This is a genomic window from Nostoc linckia z4 (assembly GCF_002608075.1).
Taxonomy (GTDB): domain Bacteria; phylum Cyanobacteriota; class Cyanobacteriia; order Cyanobacteriales; family Nostocaceae; genus Nostoc; species Nostoc linckia.
This window is the reverse complement of record NZ_LAHA01000002.1, coordinates 301701-320283: the sequence shown is the minus strand read 5'-3', so window position 1 is coordinate 320283 and position 18583 is coordinate 301701. Positions and strand designations below refer to the sequence as shown.

At 42.0% G+C, this 18583-nt stretch carries 9 protein-coding genes and 1 CRISPR repeat array; of the genes, 2 read left to right on the top strand and 7 right to left on the bottom strand.

The window, feature by feature from the left end; genetic code table 11:
* Positions 1 to 68: 68 nt before the first annotated feature.
* Entirely contained in the window at positions 69 to 1547 is a 1479-nt protein-coding gene (locus VF06_RS03635; RefSeq protein ID WP_099067422.1) for a type I restriction-modification system subunit M, read from the bottom strand.
* A gap of 314 nt (positions 1548 to 1861) precedes the next feature.
* Between VF06_RS03635 and VF06_RS03630 the strand changes: the two genes are divergently transcribed.
* A complete protein-coding gene (locus tag VF06_RS03630) occupies positions 1862 to 6280 on the top strand; it encodes an NACHT and WD40 repeat domain-containing protein (protein WP_099067421.1) in 4419 nt (1472 codons plus the stop codon).
* Here VF06_RS03630 and VF06_RS40260 read toward each other — a convergent pair.
* The 5 genes from VF06_RS40260 to VF06_RS03610 form a co-directional block, all read right to left on the bottom strand.
* The gene (locus tag VF06_RS40260) at positions 6246 to 6395 is read right to left on the bottom strand and encodes a hypothetical protein (protein ID WP_180267324.1); all 150 of its coding nucleotides are present in this window, start codon (positions 6393 to 6395) and stop codon (positions 6246 to 6248) included. The genes VF06_RS03630 and VF06_RS40260 overlap by 35 nt on opposite strands.
* A gap of 8 nt (positions 6396 to 6403) precedes the next feature.
* Complete coding sequence (locus tag VF06_RS03625; protein WP_099067420.1) at positions 6404 to 7669, bottom strand: IS1096 element passenger TnpR family protein; 1266 nt, start codon at positions 7667 to 7669, stop codon at positions 6404 to 6406.
* Positions 7662 to 9260, bottom strand: coding sequence for a restriction endonuclease subunit S (locus tag VF06_RS03620; protein WP_180267325.1), 1599 nt, complete (start codon positions 9258 to 9260; stop codon positions 7662 to 7664). The genes VF06_RS03625 and VF06_RS03620 overlap by 8 nt, the downstream gene beginning before the upstream one ends.
* A gap of 20 nt (positions 9261 to 9280) precedes the next feature.
* The gene (locus VF06_RS03615) at positions 9281 to 12007 is read right to left on the bottom strand and encodes a type I restriction endonuclease subunit R (RefSeq protein ID WP_099067418.1); all 2727 of its coding nucleotides are present in this window, start codon (positions 12005 to 12007) and stop codon (positions 9281 to 9283) included.
* Positions 12008 to 12127: 120 nt separating this feature from the next.
* Positions 12128 to 12553 carry a MerR family transcriptional regulator gene (locus VF06_RS03610; protein WP_099067417.1) on the bottom strand — a complete coding sequence of 142 codons (426 nt, stop codon included), beginning with the start codon at positions 12551 to 12553 and terminating at the stop codon, positions 12128 to 12130.
* Positions 12554 to 12622: 69 nt separating this feature from the next.
* On the opposite strand from VF06_RS03610, the gene cas12k reads away from it, so the two are divergent.
* On the top strand, positions 12623 to 14560 hold the full coding sequence (gene cas12k / locus VF06_RS03605; protein WP_099067416.1) for a type V CRISPR-associated protein Cas12k: 1938 nt from the start codon (positions 12623 to 12625) through the stop codon (positions 14558 to 14560).
* A gap of 460 nt (positions 14561 to 15020) precedes the next feature.
* Positions 15021 to 16232: a CRISPR direct-repeat array (repeat unit 37 nt; unit sequence GTTTCAACACCCCTCCCAGCTAGAGGCGGGTTGAAAG).
* 538 nt (positions 16233 to 16770) lie between these two features.
* Here cas12k and mutL read toward each other — a convergent pair.
* On the bottom strand, positions 16771 to 18495 hold the full coding sequence (mutL, locus tag VF06_RS03600; RefSeq protein WP_099067415.1) for a DNA mismatch repair endonuclease MutL: 1725 nt from the start codon (positions 18493 to 18495) through the stop codon (positions 16771 to 16773).
* Positions 18496 to 18583 lie beyond the last annotated feature (88 nt).

Here is an 18583-nt window from a genome sequence, read left to right as displayed (position 1 = left end):
TCTTAAAGGATACAGGTTCTAGTGAGAGTAGCACCTCTTCAACCTCAAAATTATCGCTTGCAGCAAACTCAGACTTCGCTGACAATTTTCGCCTCTAAGTTCTCAGTGATACTTTGGAATAGTTCCAACGCTGCTTCTAAATCCTCAGCAATCTCTAAAGCTAAAACATCCGGTGCTGGAAGGTTATCAGAGTCTTCTAAACTTTCATCCCTCAGCCAGAAAATATCCAGACTGACTTTATCCCGTTGCATCAGTTCTTCATAACTAAAGGCGCGAAACCTGTCTGTTTCCTGGCGTTCTTGGCGATTTTGAGCATTAAAGCATTGGATAAAGTCTTGCAAGTCAAAGTAACGCAGAGGATTCGTTTTCAGGGTAAAGTGCTGATTGGTTCTAAAATCGTAAATCCAGAGTTTCTTAGTCCAGGGGTCGGCGCTGGCGGGTTTGCGGTCAAAGAATAACACGTTAGCTTTGACACCTTGAGCGTAGAATATACCTGTTGGCAGTCTCAGTAAGGTATGTACGTCGCATTCGTGCAGTAATTTCTTGCGGATGGTTTCACCAGCACCACCTTCAAACAGGACGTTATCAGGAACAACAATAGCAGCTTTACCGTTGATTTGCAGTAGGGTTTTGACGTGCTGGAGAAAGTTTAGCTGTTTGTTAGATGTGGTAGCCCAAAAGTCATCACGGCGATACACGACCTTTTCTTTGTCTGCTTTGCCATCATCGTTGAAAACAGTAATGCTGCTTTTTTTACCGAAGGGTGGATTTGTTAATACTAATTCAAAGCGATCGCCTGGATCTGCCATTAAGCTATCTTTAGCATCAACTGGACTTTCATCACCTGCTATACCGTGTAAATACAGATTCATTGCACAGAGGCGTACTACCCCATCAGCAACATCAAAACCTTTGAAGGTTTGATTTTTCAGGAATTGCTTTTGAGCTTTATCGAGTTTGTAATTTTTGGTGATGTAGTCATTAGCAACCAGGAAAAAACCACCTGTACCACAAGCAGGATCGCAGATGCGCTGTGCTGGTTGGGGTTGCATGACTTCGACAATGGCTTTAATTAATGCCCTTGGCGTAAAATACTGACCTGCACCACCTTTAACATCTTCAGCATTCTTTTGCAGCAATCCTTCGTAAATTTCTCCTTTTACATCGATATCTAAACCAATCCAAGTTTCTGAGTTGATGAGTTCTACCAGTCGCTTGAGTTTGGCGGGGTCTTGAATTTTGTTTTGCGATTTGCGGAAGATAACGCCCAAAAGTCCTTTTTCTTTACCCAGGTTTTCTAAAGTATGACGGTACTGGGTTTCTAAAGCATCACCATCTTGCGATCGCAGTGCTGACCAACTGTATTCTGGGGGAATGGTGGAACGTTTGCCCAAAGGCGGGGGAAGTTGGTTTTGTTCTTCGACCATCTTCAAGAACAGCAAATAGGTAAGCTGTTCTACATAGTCACTGTAGCTAACGCCATCATCGCGGAGGACGTTACAGTAATTCCAGAGTTTTTGAACGATGGTTGAGGATTCGTTAGCCATTGAGTGATGCTACAGGGAGTTTTACTAGTAACGAAGAATTATATATTTTTGAGATGGCGATCGCCGCGAAGACAAGCTCAAATTAATGATTATGTTGCTCACTTGTAGCTATAATGCCAGCTTCACTCTTTGTATAACTGAATCAATGCATCGCTGCGAAAAATCCCAAAGTTTGAGTATATTACAGTTATTGGGTGTATTTTTTCGATAATGCTTGAGAAAGTATAAAATAAAACTTTTTTTGGCGATAAATCATTTCTAATAGTAATTAATCCTTAGTTAGCAATATAGCTCTGCGCTTTCGGAGTGTCATCATGAGCTTGATTAATCTGGATCTGGTCTTTAACGCCATTACTAGCATCGCCAATCCTTTGATTAAAGAAAAAATTCTGCGTAGTGAGACAGTAATTAAGTTACTCCAGCAATTTAACCTCGATCCAGAGCATCCACCTGCTGATTTTAGTGGTGTTTACGCTTACGCCTTAGTAGAGTACGGTGTTGGCAAACCAAAACCATTGCTGGAATTATTCCGGCAAGAAGCAATTAAACAAGCTTTTCGCACAGCATTAGACCACAATAACGCTTCAATTCTCCTTTCTGAGGTTGATGCTTTTCTTGATGCCTATGCATCGGGCGATGATATTAGAAGTTTGGAACTTGATGTTAGGCGAGAGGTAGCTGAATTTGCGACGGTATTTATCGAAGTGGCGAAACGTAGCCGCACACCTGCTGATGTGTTGATGAGCCAGAAAATCGGTTCTTTACATAGCAGGATTGCGAGTATCCAAGAACAACTGGATAGATTACCGACGCTGGAAGGAATTCGCACAGAAATAGCTAGGTTAGCAGCACAGAATTATCCTGCATTACCAGGAAGTGTCACTGAAAACCAATGTAGAGCGATCGCACTCGCCCAACAAATGCGAGGATGGTTTGAAACTTTGGGCTATGACTTTGAAAAATATGAAATCTGGGCAGAGGAATATTTTGAATGGATAATTCAAATTCCAGTACGTCGCAGTTATGACCGCATTCTTATACGTGGTGTTGCAGGAGAAATTGGACTGAGTGATGTCATGGCGTTGCGTTCCTCAGTTGAGGCGCAAAAAACTGATGAAGGATGGTTAGTAACTACCCGCCGCATTTCACGCGCTGCAAGGGATGAAGTCAAAAAGGAAACAAATCGTCATCTTGATTGTTTCACTTTTGACGAACTAATTGACTTAGATGCCGACTTTAATGCCTATCTTGACTGGTTAGAAGCAGAAATCAAACGCCGAAAAATTGATACTAAGTATGTACCTCTTGCTTGTACAAAAGAAGAAATTGACCCAGTAACTAAGCAGCGAATTGGGGTGAGTCGATACGAGGAAGAAGACGGCTGGATTGATGGCTATATAGACTTGTGGCTTGATGACCCTGCAAAAGAGCATATTTCCATTCTGGGAGAATTTGGCACAGGTAAAACTTGGTTTGTCTTTCACTATGCTTGGACTGCACTGCAACGTTACCGCGATGCTCAAAAACGTGGTGTTGAACGTCCCCGTCTTCCTTTAGTAATTACCTTGCGTGACTTTGCCAAAGCGTTAAATGTAGAGAATGTTTTAGCAGGTTTCTTTTTTACCCAACATAATATCCGCATCAACAGCGAAGTTTTCGACCAACTCAACCGCATGGGTAAATTGCTGCTAATTTTCGATGGCTTTGACGAAATGGCAGCAAAAGTTGACCGCCAACAGATGATTAACAACTTCTGGGAACTGGCAAAGGTCGTAGTTCCCGGTGCTAAAGTTATCCTTACCTGTCGGACTGAGCATTTCCCAGAGGCGAAAGAAGGACGTGCTTTACTCAATGCAGAATTGCAAGCATCGACTAAAAAATTGACTGGCGAAACGCCGCAATTTGAGGTATTAGAACTGGATAAATTCAACGATGAGCAAATTCGGCAGGTGCTTTCATACCAAGCTGAAGCAGTGACAGTTGAACAAGTGATGGGCAATGAGCAATTATTAGACTTAGCCCGTCGTCCAGTAATGACCGATTTAATCTTAGAAGCATTGCCAGATATTGAAGCGGGTAAACCTGTAGATATGTCACGGGTTTATCTGTATGCAGTGCGGCGCAAGATGGAACGGGATATCAAGGCAGAACGTACTTTTACTTCTTTGGCAGATAAACTGTATTTCCTGTGCGAACTTTCCTGGGAAATGCTGTCTAATGACCAAATGAGCTTGAATTATCGCCTTTTCCCAGAACGTATCCGCCGCTTATTTGGTTCTAGTGTGCAAGAAGAAAAGGATTTAGACCACTGGCATTATGACATGATGGCGCAGACGATGCTTGTTCGCAATGCTGATGGTGATTATACTCCAGCGCATAGGTCGCTGTTGGAGTTTTTTGTAGCGTATAAATTTGCCGCAGAGTTAGGGGCGTTAGCTAATGATTTTACAGAATTGGCACAAGCGCGATCGCTTGTAGATAAAACTGTCGCGCCTGCTGATTATACGTGGTCTGCTTATTTTTCGCGTCAATCAAATGATATTATTGCGCCACTTAAAGCATTTACAACCGAGTCTTTTGAGAAGTTAAGAGAAACTTTTGGCAAAGCACCACTCACAAAAGCAGTAATAGATTTACTCTTACCAATGTTGAGTAATCATGAAACTCTGATTAGTATAATTGAAGCCACGCGAGGTAAAAGCGAAAATGAGGTAGGTTATATCGGCGGAAATGCAGCGACACTGGCAGTTAAATTTGATAAAACAGCGTTGGAAGAAAGAGACTTAAATCATACAGTAATTAAGGGGGCTGATTTTTCTGATACCAGTTTACGACACGCTCATTTAATCAAAGCCAATCTAACAGAATCAGTTTTTCCAAAAGTCTTTGGCGCAGTTTTTTCAGTTGCATATAGTCCTGATGGTAAGTTATTTGCAGCAGCTGATGGTAATTGTGAAATTAATATATGGTTGACTGGAAATGATCAGCCGATTTTAAAATGTAACGGGCATAATAATTGGATACGCTCGATAGTTTTTAGTCCTGATGCTCACATTTTGGCTAGTGCCAGCTATGATCATACGGTAAAGCTGTGGAATACTACTACTGGAGTGTGTATAGCAATCTTGGAAGAACATAGCGATAGAGTACATTCAGTAGCATTTAGTCCAGACGGTAAAATCTTAGCAAGCGGAAGTCGAGATAAAACAATAAAGCTATGGAATACTCATACATGGGAATGCTTGAAAACATTAGATGGTATAAGCAACATACGTACAGTAGCTTTTAGTCCTGATGCAAAAATACTTGTTACTGGTGGCGCAGATAAAACATTAAAATTATGGGATATTGCGACTGGAAAATGCCTGAAAATTTTTCAAGGACATACCGATTCAATAAGCTCAGTTGTGTTTTCTTCAGACGGTAAAAACATAGTAAGTGGTGGTAGAGATAAAACAATCAAATTATGGGATGTTGCTAAGGAAAATTGTTTAAAATCTTTTGAAGGACATACTGACACAGTACGTGCAGTTGCCGTTAGTGAAAATTTTATTGTGAGTAGTAGTAAGGATACAACAATAAAGATATGGGATTTTAAAACTGGGGAATGCACTAAAACTTTACAAGGACATAACGGTTGGGTACGTTCAATTGCAGTTAGTCCTCAAGGTAACTATTTAATTAGTGGTAGTGAAGATAAAACTGTCAGACAATGGGACATTATCACTGGAAAGTGCTTAAAAATTTTGCAAGGTTATACTGGTTGGGTACGTTCAATAGCTATTAGTCCTAATGGTATAAATTTGGCTAGTTGTAGTGAAGATGGAACTATAAAGCTATGGGACATTGTTACAGGAAAATGCTTACAAACTTTACAAGGTCATCAAAGTAGGGTTAACTCAGTAGCAATTAGCCCTGATGGTAATACTTTAGCTAGTAGCAGTTATGATAGAACAATCAAGTTATGGGATATTAAGACTTATAAATGTTCAAAAACTTTTTACGCTCAAAATACTGGAGGAGTAAATTCAGTCATTTTTGCTTCTGATAGTATAACTCTGGTAAGTGGAAGTGGTGATAGTACGGTCAAGATATGGGATTCTCAAACAAAAGAACCACTAAAAATTCTACGAGGACATATCGACTGGGTATGGATGGTAGCAATCAGCCCTAATAACAAGATTATAGCTAGTGGTGGTTATGATAAGACAGTAAGACTCTGGGATTTTCACACAGGAGAATGCTTAAATATCATCAAAGGACACACTTCAATGGTAAGTGCATTAGCAATTAGTCCAGATAGTGATGTGGTTGCAAGTGCGAGTCTTGATAAAACAATAAGACTGTGGAATATCCATAATGGCGAGTGCTTAAAAACTTTGTGTAAACATACGGTAAATTCAATAGCATTTAGCCCAGATGGTCATTTACTAGCTAGTGCAGGTCATGATGGACAAATAATTATTTGGGATACTTGTACTGGGGAATGTATTAAAACTTTGTTAGGACATAATAGTTGGGTTAGTACTATTACTTTTAGTCCTGATGGTAGAAATCTTATCAGTGGTAGTAGAGATGAAACAATTAAAGTGTGGGATATTAAATCAAGTGAATGCTTAAAAACACTTGATAATAAACCCTATGCTGGCATGAACATCACAGGTGTTAAAGGCTTAACCGAAGCTGAAAAAGCCACACTTAAAGCATTAGGCGCGGTGGAAGATGGAGAATAAAGATTAGACAATATGCAAGCGATGTTGCGGCGATCGCACCACCCATCCCTTGACACTCATACAGTAAGAGCGATCGCATCACTAATTCTGAAACGTCTTGAATGTGCGATCGCATCAGTAAAACTATTCCTCTTCGCCATACTGTGTTGGTGCTTCACCATGAGACTCAAGAATTTTGGGCTTTTTAATTTTGGGATTAGCAGGTTCAAATTTTTCTAGCTGTAAATCAAACTCCCACTCATCCAATAAATCAAAGATAAATTGCAGATGATTTCCTGTTTTTAGTGGTAATTCACCCAAGCGAAAATCGCTGGTGTTTGGGGGAATATCAACAAAGGGATGGGAAAATTCAAAAGTACGTCCTAAATGGTCTTTGTAAATGAATCGGTAGAGGTGATCAAAGTCGAAATCAAATGCTTGAACCAATGCTGCGGCGACTTGATCGAGATTGAAGTTGCTAGGAATGGCTATGTGTCGCCAAGCATCCAACAGGCTGACTTTAAAAGTATAAATTGCCTCGGTAAACTCTCCTTTGGCAATGACTAAGGTTTGTTCCCATTCAGGAAAGTAGGTTTGGAGTGATGGTTTTAATTTTTCAAAGGCTATGCGGAAGTTAAGGGTAATTTCCTCCTCTTCTTTGTCTGGTTCAATTTCATCATAAATTTCCGAGATTAAAGCTATCATTGCATCTCCCCAAGGACGGCGTTTTACAGCAGCTATCCGCCAACCTTTAGCAGGTTCGGGTTTTCCTGGGGTGAGTTCGAGAAAGCCAAATAAATGAAACAGACTAAGACTGTGCAAGCCTGGGTAATAGGCTAATTTGTCTTGTTCCGAGTAACTATTAAAGGTTAAGCCTTCATCTGGAATTTCTCGCCAAAATTGCAAGCAGCGAAATAATAGTCCGTATGGATCTCTAAATTCGCCTAAGACTTCGCTTTCTCCCCAAATTAACCAGGATTCTAAAAGTGTGAAATATTGTTCTGTTGGGTTGAAGCCTTGCCAAATTTTGAGGAATTGTTTGTCTAAAACTAATTTGCTTTTTTTACCTTGGGTGATAACTTGAGACAGTCCAGAGGTGCGAAGGACGAAGTATAACCCGTAAATGTAGGGGTAGGATTTTTGTTGGGGACGCTTGAGGTTAGTTTCAATGGGGTAACTCAAGCGAGAATTGAGTTGCTGGAGGTATTTGAGAGAGAATTGATGATACGTGCTGCTAACTTCAACGCCGTCAGGTTGGAGAAATTCTAGGATGGTTTGAAAGTCCCGCAGAATTGTTCCTGGGGAATCTTGGGTGATGCTTTGCTGTTGGAGGAGTTGCTTTTTGTCTTCCGTGAGGGTTGGGAGTTGTTCGCCCAGATGATTGGGGACGGGGAATAGTCGTTTAATCATCTAATTTCAACTCTAATTGTGTAGCTGTAGTTTTAGATTTACGCGGTTGCTTGGATTTAATTGTAGATTGATGTTTTGGTTTTTTGTCAGCTTCGCGGTTAGCTTTCTCTGCTTTGATGCGTTCTAGCAGTTTTTCGGCGGGTTCATCGTTGGGGTCTTGGGGTACGAGTTTGCCTTCAAAGGCTTGTTTTAAGATGGTTTGGCGGAGTTTTTCAGCGCGTTTGAGGTTGGTATCTATGGTTTTTTCGAGTTGGTCGATTACTGAAAAAGACAGTTCAACTTCACATTGAATTTGAACCTGTTCTTCTTGAGGCGGTAAAGGTATAGGAAAAGCACTCAATTTGCTTAAGTTAATAGATGCAAGATTAGTTGTTTGCTTACCCTCCTTCATGAAATATGTTGCACCATAAGTATTGCTACACCAAGAAACGAATTTTGCAGATAGGTCTGAGTTATATAATCGACCTCTAAAAACGTGATTTTGATGAATACATTCACTAATCTCTTCTTGCCATATCCAACCTCTTCCTAATTTATCTCTATCTCCACCCTCATTAAATAAAATGTCATTTTTTTTGAGCAATAACTCAGTAATAATTGTTTCATTAGCTTCAATTTCTTTAATTTCGTTTAAATCAAGATATCCACGCTGTACATTCGCAACTCGTAAATAAGGAATTATTTTAAAGTTCTCAAATTTTCGGTTACTGTCTTTTGTAATTCCGCCTTTTAATGCTGCTATAGTATCTAACCTAACCCAGCACCACCCATCAGGTAATTTAGCTAAATCCGAAGTATCGGGTGCAACTGGTTCTTTATATTTCAGCTTCCAACTATCATCTTTGGGAGTTTTCCCCTGTGCTTTCATCTTCACCAGTTGTTCGGCTTCCCACTTCTCCCGTCGTTGTTTGAGAATACGTTCAAGTAACACTGAGGCGGGTTCTAATTCTCCTAGATTGGCTTCCCGCCATTCTTTAGTTAAATTTCCTTCGACTGCGGCTTTTAACACCGCCTGACGGTAGCGTTTTAATTTGGCTTTTACTTTTTTGAGTAACTCTACCCCTGCATCAAGTTGGGTGAATAGTTCTTCAATTTTGGCAACTATGCGATGTTGTTCAGCAAGTGGGGGAAGGGGAACAGGTGTAGTTCCTACATCTGTTTGATTAATACTAGCTTGATTGACTGCCCATTTTGCATTACTGATCAAGCGAGATTTTCCTAAACGAGAACGCAAATAGAATGCAAGAAAAAATACGTTAGCCGCTTGAAATAATCTGAGTCTCATCATATTTGACTCAAATAGAGCTGGAATATTTCTAGACCTAACAGGCAAGCACTTACCCAGATGGCTAGGACTATTCACTCTATTAATTACTAAGTCACCCTCATTTAAACTATATTTTTCAATATCCTCTGGTTTGGCTCTAACTAAATTCAGTTGATTAGAAGGACGGCTAAAACCATCTTGAAAGTCATCTATCCTCAAAATAGGAGTTCCTGAACCGTACTCAGATTTAGGTAAATAGATTCCATTTTGTATTCCACTTTCTACAAGAGTTTCTATTTCTGTCCACACCCAACCTTTTGGCAACTCATACAACTCCTCACCCATTACGCAGCTAACGCCTCATTCAACTCATCCAAAATATCCATTAAATCATTTCCAAACAACTGATAACCCTGAAACGCTTCCTGTGGCATTTCCTGTAAATCCTCTGGCTCAATCCTCACACTGGTGGCAATATGCTCCCTAATTTTTTCCAACCACCCCACCTGCTGTGAGGTAAACTGTTTTCCTGCTAACCACTGCTGAAACTTCTCCTCAACTGTCACCGCGTAGGGTTCTAACGTCTCCGTTTCCCCCATCGCAAAGCGTACCAGAGAAATGATATCTGTCAACAGCTTTTGCACCCCTGCACCCCTGACTTTATCTGCTTGCAACTGGGTGTATGCTTGCCATAACTTTTCTGGTGTCAGGTTACGCGGTGGACGTTCTAGGGCATTCGCTAACTGCTTGATTTGCTCGTAGGTTAACCGTCGCTGTCCGTAGGGCTGATTATAAAGGATTTGTAGTGCAGTAATTTCATCCTTATTCGCTGCTACAAACTCCCGAAAACTCTCCACAGTCCCCATTGCCTTATCCCTAGCAGTGGTATCAAATCCCGCAGCTAACACCACATCCTGACTGATAGTATCAATAATCTGCTCGTTCTTACTTTTAATATCTTTGAGCAAGTTACGAAACTGGGGATTATCAAAGGGTTGACAAGCAAGGTTGATTAATACCTCTGCTGCTTGCTGCTGTTGTGTTTCCGTGGGTGTTGGGGTTTGAAACTGTGCGATCGCCTGTTCAATTTGCGTATCTGGATCGAGGGCATCGAGTAACTCTCTGGTAATCTGTGGAATAGACTTGCCCCCAGCAGCAGTTTTTAATTCTGTGCGTTCATCCGCATTCAGTTGCCTTTCTAACCTTGCCAAGCGTCCCGCCAAGGACATCAGCGTGTCTTCATCTCGCTGATCCAACGCCACTGCTTGGACTAATTTATCAAAAGGTAAACTGCGTTTGCGCTCCAAAGGTCGAGAATCAGTTTTATCTGACTCGCACACCCCCACCGCATCCACAATCACGAATTGTTCCTTCACTTGAGCATCGGGTGTCACTCCTTGAAAATCTGTGGGATTAATTGTGCGGGTTCCCCGTCCTTTCATCTGCTCAAAATAAATCCGCGATTTCACATCCCGCATAAATAGCAAGCATTCCAAAGGTTTGATATCCGTCCCCGTGGAAATCATATCGACGGTGACAGCAATGCGGGGGTTATAGGAGTTGCGGAAACTGGCGATTAAATCTTCTGCTTTCTCCCCAGTGGTGCGATAGGTAATCTTTTTACAAAACTCATTCCCCTTACCAAATTCTTGGCGGACAATTCGCACAATATCTTCAGCGTGGGAGTCATCTTTAGCAAAAATCAGGGTTTTGGGAACTTCGGTTCTACCAGGGAATATCTCGGTAAATAATCGCTGTTTAAAGGTGCGAATCACCGTGCGAATTTGATCCATCGCTACAACAGAACGATCCAACTCCCTCCCCGCATAGTTTAAATCTTCATCCAACTGCTGCCAACGGATGGCACGAGTTTGGCGATCGCGTCTATCAATGTAAAATCCTGCTTGGATATTGCTACCCTGTTCTGTAATTTGGGTGCGAATGCGATAAACCTCATACCCCACATTCACTCCATCAGCTACCGCCCGTTCGTGGGAATACTCCATCACCAAATTCTGATCGAAAAAGCCAAAGGTTTGCAGAGATGGCGTTGCCGTCAGTCCGATAATGAAAGCATCAAAATATTCCAAAACTTGCCGCCACACATTGTAAATCGAGCGGTGGCATTCATCGGTGATTATGAAATCAAAGGTTTCAATGGGAATTTTCGGGTTATAAACTACATCCTTGGGTTGTTGGTTTTCCTCCTCGCCATTGAACTGTGATGCTTCCTCATTTTCTGCCTCAAATTCAGCCTCTCCCCGCAACATCGAATAAAGACGCTGAATCGTGGTGATACACACCTTATTAACTGGATCGATGGTATTGGAAGTCAACAACTGCACATTATAGAGTTCAGTGAACTTGCGCCCATCATCAGGGGTGACATACTGCTGAAACTCCTTCTGGGTTTGTTCTCCCAAATTCTTCCGATCCACCAAAAACAAAACCCGTTTCGCCCCAGCTAACTTAATCAGCCAGTAGATAAAACTCACAGCAGTATAGGTTTTGCCTACACCCGTCGCCATTTGAATTAATGCTCTAGGACGATTTTCTTTGAGAGAATTAAATAAACCTGCGATCGCTTCTTGCTGACAATCTCGTAAATCTTCTGTTTCAATTGTGGGTAACAGTTGCAAAAGTCCTCTGAGGGTGTCAGACTTACCTAGCCATTCCTGTAGCGTTTCCGGTTTATGGAAAGTAAACACCCGCCTTGAGCGATAATCAGGATCGCGGGAGTCACGAAAAAATGTTTCTGTACCAGTGCTTTCGTAGATGAAAGGTAAAGGCTTTTGGTGACAGGGGAGACTTTTGGGCAAGTTAAAGGAATATTTATCGGATTGGATTTCAACACCGCTTAAAGCAAATCCAGCAGGTTTCGCTTCAAGAACTCCAACAGCCTTGCGGTTGATGAATAGCAAGTAATCAGCATAACCAGATTTCAAGGGATATTCGCGCACCGCAATTCCCAACCCCGCACCCAAGTTCACTTGCTCATAGTCTTGGATAACCCATCCTGCGGTGGTGAGTAATTGGTCAATTTTTTGCCTTGCCTGTTCTTCCGGTTTCATCAGTTAGTTACTATGCACTTACATAAATTTTCATGGCTTTTTCTGAGAAGCGCAAGTAACATTAAGCTCAGTAAAATTGCTGTTATTTATCTAGAGTATGTAAATAGCAGTTTTGTTTTATCACGCCAATTTCTTCGTCAACTGCTGATGTATCACATCTAGCCACACAGGAATCACAGGTTTACCCTCATCTAAAGATGCGATCGCTTGTTCTCGGTCATACACTACAAGATTTAGCGATCGCTTATGCCCCTCGAAAAGTATCATCCACCGACTACCTTTACCAAATTCAAACAACTCCGGTTCCTTATCTCTCAGGGTTTTCAGCGTAGTACTGGCAATATCAAAACTCAATCCCATAGACAAAAAATATAACATTGCTGCCAGTTCCATCAAATTCGGCTTTGAGTAATAAATACTACGCCCTGTTCCCGTCTCACCAATAACAGGAACAACCACACCCTTTTCGCGCCAGTACTGGAGTTGACGCAGGGTGCAGCCTGTGATTTCAGCCGCTTGTTTACTCGTAAAAAACGTTTCTTGCATGAAATCATTGTAGGCACAGCAGTTAATTAAACGTTTGTGGTATTATCAGACATATATGTTAGTAAACGTATGAGCCAGATTACTATTCAGTGTCGTTTAGTAGGAAGTGAATCTACCCGCCAACAGCTATGGAAGTTGATGGCAGAGAAAAATACGCCACTGATTAACGAACTGTTGCTAAAGGTAGCTCAACAGCCAGAGTTTGAGAGTTGGCGGCAAAAAGGCAAGCACCCAGCCAAAATTGTCAAAGAATTATGCGAACCTTTGAAAACTGACCCCCGCTTCATCGGTCAACCCGGACGCTTTTACACGAGTGCGATCGCATTGGTGAATTACATATATAAATCATGGTTGGCGTTGATGAAGCGATCGCAGTCTCAACTAGAAGGTAAAATGCGCTGGTTGGAAATGCTTAAAAGTGATGCCGAATTAGTAGAAGCGAGTGGTGTTACTTTAGAGAACCTTCGTACTAAAGCGGCTGAAATATTGGCTCAATTGGCCCCCCAGTCAGATACAGTTGAAGCAAAATCACCGAAAGGAAACAAACGTAAGAAAACCAAAAAATCTAAAAAATCAGATGGCGATTGCGCGGAGCGCACGCTACGCGAACGTAGTATTTCTCAAATTTTGTTTGAGGCTTACCGCAACACAGAAGAAACATTGACACGCTGTGCAATTGGCTATTTGCTGAAAAATGGTTGCAAAATCAGCAATCAAGATGAAGATGCTGATAAATTTGCTAAACGCCGCCGTAAACTTGAGATTCAAATTGAACGCCTCAAACAACAGCTAGAGGCACGAATCCCCAAAGGTCGAGACTTAACCGATGCCAAATGGTTAGAAACTCTTTTGCTTGTCACTAATAACGCTCCTGAAAATGAAGCAGAGGCTAAATTTTGGCAGGACAGCCTTCTAAAACAATCTAGCAAACTACCTTTCCCAGTCGCTTATGAAACCAACGAAGATATGACTTGGTTTAAAAACGAGCGTGGACGTATCTGTGTGAAATTTAATGGTTTGAGTGAGCATAGCTTTCAAGTCTATTGTGATTCTCGCCATCTGCACTGGTTCCAACGATTTTTAGAAGACCAACAAATCAAGCACAACAGTAAAAACCAACACTCTAGCAGCCTATTTACTCTCCGCAGTGGGCGTATTGCTTGGCAGGAAGGGGAAGGCAAAGGCGATCATTGGAAAGTTAACCGCTTAATCCTCTACTGTTCTGTAGATACTCGCCTATGGACTGCTGAAGGAACAAACCTAATCAGAGAAGAGAAAGCAGAAGAAATTGCTAAAACTATCACCCAAACAAAAGCCAAAGGTGAACTCAACGATCAACAACTTGCTCATATAAAAAGAAAAAACTCATCTTTAGCCAGAATTAATAACCCCTTTCCTCGTCCTAGCAAGCCCTTATATAAAGGTCAATCTCATATTCTTGTTGCAGTTAGCCTTGGTTTAGAGAACCCTACAACAGTAGCAGTGGTTGATAGCTCTATAGGTAAAGTGCTTACCTACCGCAGCATTAAACAGCTACTAGGCGATAATTACAGACTTTTAAATAGACAGCGACAACAAAAACATACCTTATCCCACCAGCGCCAAGTAGCTCAAATTCTGGCTTCACCAAATCAAATTGGAGAATCAGAGTTAGGACAGTATGTAGATAGATTACTAGCTCAAGAAATTGTGGCGATCGCAATAACATATAAAGCTGGCAGTATAGTTCTCCCTAAATTGGGGGATATGCGAGAACAAGTTCAAAGCGAAGTTCAAGCTAAAGCCGAACAGAAATCAGACTTAATAGAAGTTCAGCAAAAATATGCCAAACAATACCGAGTTAGTGTCCATCAATGGAGCTATGGCAGATTGATTGCAAATATTGAAAGTCAATCTGCTAAAGCAGGAATTTTTATAGAAGAGGCAAAACAGCCGATTCGAGGTAGTCCACAAGAGAAAGCGAAAGAATTAGCGATCGCGGCTTACGATTCTCGCAAAATAAACTGATTGACAAAACACCGAACCTTGACAATAGAATGAAAATATTCAATAGCGCCGCAGTTCATACTTGTTACAAGTCTCTGTGCTGCGTAAATGTGGGTTAGTTTGACTGCTGTTAAACAGTCTTGCTTTCTGACCCTGGTAGCTGCCCACCTTGATGCTGCTGTCCCTTGTGGATAGGAATTAGGTGCGCCCCCAGTAATAGAGGTGCGGGTTTACCGCAGTGGTGGCTACTGAATCACCTCCGACCAAGGAGGAACCCACCTTAATTATTTTTTGGCATGGTAAAGCAGGGGCGATTTCCCTGGCACTCCTGCCAAAACTTTAAATCGCTTGTTTAATAAGGTTTATAGCCTTTAATGTGTCAGTTGATTTACTTTTTTAAGTATTAACTGACCAGCGATTTTGGGAGACATGACAAAAATGCCTTCAGAACTATTGGTAAATCAAGAGTTTGAAGCGCAGAGTTTCAACACCCCTCCCAGCTAGAGGCGGGTTGAAAGACTTCAAAAGTGCTTACGTGGTTTGGGAACCTGAAAGGGTTTCAACACCCCTCCCAGCTAGAGGCGGGTTGAAAGGTTTCTATTTTAACCGTACTTATACGGATTAATGTTGTTTCAACACCCCTCCCAGCTAGAGGCGGGTTGAAAGTTTTTCAAAAATTTTAAAAATTATCACCACCCTGGAAGTTTCAACACCCCTCCCAGCTAGAGGCGGGTTGAAAGACTCAAGACGCGATGCCAAAAGGTATCAATTTAGATTAGTTTCAACACCCCTCCCAGCTAGAGGCGGGTTGAAAGAATATACGTAGGCTTTCTGAACTCAATGATTTTATGCGTTTCAACACCCCTCCCAGCTAGAGGCGGGTTGAAAGAATTATTCATCTCGCTTCGGTCTTTATTGGATATTTACAAGTTTCAACACCCCTCCCAGCTAGAGGCGGGTTGAAAGGATTCAACGACATTATATAAACGGGCAAATAATTATTGTTTCAACACCCCTCCCAGCTAGAGGCGGGTTGAAAGTTATCAAAACTGCAACCGAAATAAACGCAATCACTAGTTTCAACACCCCTCCCAGCTAGAGGCGGGTTGAAAGTAACATCTAAAGAGGATGTAGTTCCAGGGGCTGTGTTTCAACACCCCTCCCAGCTAGAGGCGGGTTGAAAGCTGCTGGTTCTACCCTTGGTGGGTGGGGTGGTGCAAGTTTCAACACCCCTCCCAGCTAGAGGCGGGTTGAAAGGTAGAACTCCGGGCTATGCAGCTGTACAAGCTGAGTTTCAACACCCCTCCCAGCTAGAGGCGGGTTGAAAGCTGTGCTTACAAATCCATTGCCTGCTGGGGCTTCGGTTTCAACACCCCTCCCAGCTAGAGGCGGGTTGAAAGAACCAAGATGGAGATTCGTAAAAATTGAGGGGAGTTTCAACACCCCTCCCAGCTAGAGGCGGGTTGAAAGAACAAGCAACCCAATTAGCATCCCTGGTCTTCCACTCAGTTTCAACACCCCTCCCAGCTAGAGGCGGGTTGAAAGTTCAAAAATACTTAAAACCCAATGAATCAGAAGCCGCGTTTCAACACCCCTCCCAGCTAGAGGCGGGTTGAAAGGAAACCCTCAATTCACATGCCCCGCACGGTTAGTCGGGTTTCAACACCCCTCCCAGCTAGAGGCGAGTAAAGGAGGGACACACAAAAAACAAAAGCAATCAGAAGTATTTCAACACCGTTCTCAGTTACAGATGGTTTAAAATCAGGAAAAATGAGACTTTGCTCGATAATACTTTTTACGTTTAAAAAGCATTCCTAGCTAGAGAAGGGCTGAGAGGATGTTTGGAAATTGACAATTTTTTTGGAGAGAGTTTTACAAACTTCTCTTAAAAATAGGTGGGTTGAAAGATTGGTAAAAGTCATGGAATTCTTGGACTAATAGGACAAAAACTTGTCAACTTACAGCAATTTTCATTTCTTTGAACCACAAATCCCCATAGGGGGGTAAGGTCTTGCTGGCAAGGTTGATGTATGACAGTAACACACCACGCTGAAAAGTTTAACGATATTTTTAACGATATTATTTTGTTAATGGTTAGCTAACACAATTGGATTACATAGTGAATGCGGACATTATTTTGGCAATACTGACATTAATTTGTCAACGCGGACAAATAATTTGGCAATCGACAACAGTCAACAGTCACCAACTTTCATCGAACTCACGTTAAGTTAAATTCCGTGACTTTTACCAATTACCCAATTACGTCGGAAAAAACGAGCTAAGGCTGACTCTTCTAGTGATAAATAAATTGGGCGTCCGTGGGGACAGGTGCGGGGGTTGCGAGTGCGTTGCCAATCATCTAAAAGTGTCTGCATTTGTTGTAGATTCAATGGCGTACCGTTCCGAATTGCACTGCGACAAGCCACAGCAACTTGCGCTGTTTGTAAGTCACCTCCCAAACTCAATTCTAAAATGGCTTCTGCACAATCTTGGCGTTGCTGTAACATTGCGGGTAGGTTACGAACAGCCCAAAGTTGTTCGCCAAAGGGTTCTATATCTAAGCCGATGCGTTGCAATTGGGATACTTGCGCTGGGGACAAGTGATAGAGAATAATCGGCGGTTCAACACAAACTAGTTGCCAACGATCGCATAATTGCTCATATAAAACTCGTTCGTGGGCAATGTGCTGTTCCACTAACCACATTCCACCAGAATGTTCGGCAACTATGTAAGTATTATTTACTTGTGCCACAGCTTTTAGAGAGTTAGGAGTTGAGAGTGGAGAGTTAGGAATTTTGTCATCGCCGTTGGGATTTTGAGGATTGAAATTGTAACCGCCTTTAGCTTCTGCGGCCTTGAGTAATTTACTTACTCTTGTGGTGTGGACAGTTTCTTTGAGATTGGCAGCAGAAATTTGTAGTGCTTGGTTAATTCCTGCGATAATTTGCTCTTGCCAATAAGTTATTTCATTGAGATAAATTTCTGTTTTTGCAGGATTACGATTCCAATTAATTTGATCTGGCGAAATCACAAGATGCAGAAAACAAATTGGATAGCGATCGCGTGGTAATGTTTTGTGAAATGCTGATAATATTGTCTGCTCTAATTCTGCTGACTTCACCATACGTCCGTTAATGGCCACACGTACCCAATCTGGACGATGGCGATGGCAGCGATCGGGTAATCCTACTACTAAGTTTAGTGTTGAGTGTTGAGTGTTGAGTGTTAAATTATGAATTGTGAGTTCTGAGTTTACCGGGTTGGGTACTTCGAGTTTGACTTCTTGCAAATCGCCCTGTCGGACTTGGGGTAAAATCTGCGGTAGTAGTTGCCCGGTTGTGGCAGTTCTTGAGATGGTGAACCATTGGCGGTCATTTTGGCAAATTTGCCAGGTGACGCGGGGATGACACAAGGCAATTTGGTGAATTGTTGCTTGCACGGCTTTCATTTGCTGTGCTGTTGTCGGTAGTCCCTGACGACGAGATGAACAATTACCGAAAAGATTGGAAACTGTCACCACTGTACCAGGGGCGATGGCAGTTACTTCCACTTGCCTAACTTCTCCGCCATAGCCGTAGACTACTCGCCACCCTAATTTTCCACCCGCAGGACGGCTCAAAATTTCTAAATCTGCCAGATTCGTTAAACTATGTAAAGCTTCACCCCGAAAACCCAAGCTGTGAATTTTCCACAAATCGGCACTAGAACGAATTTTACTGGTACTGTGGGCTGTGGCTGCTTGTTGCAAATCCTCTAGGTTCATTCCACAACCATTGTCTGCAACCCGAATTCGCCATTGTTCTGGCCATAGGGAAACTATAATTCGCGTTGCACCTGCGTCTAGGGAATTTTCCACCAATTCCCGCACTACAGAGGCTAGAGAGTCAATGACCTCTCCCGCTGTAATCAGATATACAACTTCTTTTGGTAGAGCTTGAATAGTAGATGCCATAAGTTATAGTTTATAGCTTCTGGCGACAGAGAGATTGAGAGAGTAAATTTAGTAGAAATTTTGATTAAATGTAAAGAAAGCTCAATTA